Consider the following 2050-nt stretch of genomic DNA (forward strand, 5'->3'; position numbering starts at 1 on the left):
GCGGCGATCGACAGCGCCGCGGTCAGCCGCGACGCGGCGGCCGCTTCCCTGCCCGAAGCCGAGCAGCTGCTGACCCAGGCGGAGACCATCGCGGCCGCGCACGGCGGGGTGCGAGCGGCCAGGTCGGCCGAGGAACACGCGCGCCGCGCCGACGAGCTCTGGCAGGCCGCCCGTGCTTAGGCGCTGGCCGGAGGTTCTCCGGTGGACCCTGCTCGCGGTGGCCGTCGGGGTGCTGGTGACGTTCCTGCTCGTGCAGCGGCAGAGCACCTACGTCAGTTACGGCCAGGCACCCGCGCCGGCCAACCCGATCCCGGAGGGCTCGGCGGGCGAGCTCAGCGGCGCGACCATCCCCTCGGCCGAACAGCTGTCGGCGATGGTGAAGAGCTCCCCCGTGGTCCGGCTGCCGGGCGCGATCGCGACCTGGGACGACAACGCCGTCCGAGCGGCGGCCGGGACCGCGGGCGTCCGGATCATCGCGGCGCCACCCGGGCTGCCGAAGGACCTCCGCGACCGGGTGCGCAACGCCGACGACGACGCGGTCCGCATCATCGGCACCGAGATCAGCGGCGGGATCTACGGGGTTTCGTCCGACCGCGCGGCCGAGTGGATCCGCCAGTTCGGCACCGGCGACGTCACTTCGCCGCTGGCCACGCTGGTCGCGAAGCTGAATCACCAGCCGGATCCGCCGGACCGGCCGCCGCTCGCGCGCCGCGACCCGACGCCGGCCGAACTGGCCCCCGTCACCGCCGGACTCCGCGGCACCGGGCACTACCTCGCACCCGGGACGACGGCGAAGACCCCGCCCGCGACGACACCGGCGTTCCCCGGTGCCCAGCCGCTGTACGTCGTGCTGCCGCAGCAGCCGCCGGGCGGGCCGATGGTCCACTTCGGACCGGCGCTGGCCCGCGAGTTCCCCGGCCGGCCGGTGGTCGTCGTCTACGGCTCGTGGGTCGAGTACGACGGACCGTCGGCCGCGGAGTTCGCCGAAGTCGCCTCGGCCAGCTTCTACGGCCAGTTCGGCGATCGGCTCAGCAAGTACGCCTACCCGCAGAGCACGGTCCTGAACGCCTGGCTCGACCGGGTCACGGCCATCCGGTACGCCGGGTTGTTCGACCGCCCGCTGCCCTACACCCCGTTCGACCCGCTGCGCGTCGCGCTGCCCGCGCTGCCGTGGCTGTTCGCCGCCTGCGCCGCCGGGTTCCTGATCCTGTCCGTGCGCCAGGTGCGGCAGCCCGCGCGGGCCGTCCGGACGCCCGCGCGGCTGGCGGGTCTCACCGCGCTCGCCGTGGAGGTCTCCGGGCTCACGGACGGCGAGTCGGCCGCGTCGCTCACCCGCGGGATCACCCGGCTGACGGCCGCGCGGGAAGCGTTCGACGAGCAGTTGCCGGACAAGCACGTCCAGCGTCTGCTCGACCAGGCGGAGTCCGAATTGGACACCACGGCGGAGCTGCTCGGCCGGGCCGACTACCGGCCGGCCACGTTCCTGCGGGGGAGGCTCGCGTGAAACGGTTCTTCGGCAGCGCGTTCGGCGTCGCGGTACTCGGCTGTCTTGTGCTGGCAGGCTGGGCGTTGTGGTCGGCCGGGGTGTTCGACGGCCCGATGGCCCGCCAGCTGCGGACGTCGTCGGTGTACGCCGCACCCGGCGTCACGATCGACCAGGCGGCCGCGGAGCGCGTGATCGGCAACCGGCGGCTCGTCGTCGCCTTCCTCGAACCGGGCGCGGACCTCAGCGACGAGTGCGACAGCTTGTCCGGCGCGATCGACGGCACGCTGGGTCTCCTGCTCAGCCGGGACGGCGACGAATACCACAAGTACGGCTGCTCCCGGCTGCCCGGCTACGACGACGAGAACTTCGGCAAGGCCTACGTCGCGGAGTCGATGATCGGCAACGGCATCGACGGGTTCGTCGACCGCCCGGCCGACGCCATGAAGGTCGCGGTCGTCAACTACGACCTGCTGGTGCGGTCCGGCGCGATCCCGGACGGCGGCCGCACGGTCAGCCCGTCCCTGCCCCGGTACCTGGTCGCGGCGGCCGCGGTCCTCGTGGTCG

Annotated in this window: 3 protein-coding genes; all 3 read left to right on the forward strand. The window is 73.9% G+C overall.

The annotated features are described in order from the left end of the window. Positions 1-180, forward strand: a 180-nt coding sequence (locus G3I65_RS33820; protein ID WP_239071621.1) for a DUF6403 family protein, incomplete at its 5' end; no start/stop codon positions are given. 37 nt (positions 181-217) lie between these two features. Continuing rightward, a complete protein-coding gene (locus G3I65_RS33825; protein ID WP_309235870.1) occupies positions 218-1504 on the forward strand; it encodes a hypothetical protein in 1287 nt (428 codons plus the stop codon). Continuing rightward, positions 1501-2050: hypothetical protein (locus G3I65_RS33830; RefSeq protein ID WP_160699705.1), on the forward strand; the 550-nt coding region annotated here is incomplete at its 3' end. The genes G3I65_RS33825 and G3I65_RS33830, both read left to right, overlap by 4 nt.

The organism is Amycolatopsis sp. SID8362, assembly GCF_010550475.1.
Lineage (GTDB): Bacteria > Actinomycetota > Actinomycetes > Mycobacteriales > Pseudonocardiaceae > Amycolatopsis > Amycolatopsis eburnea.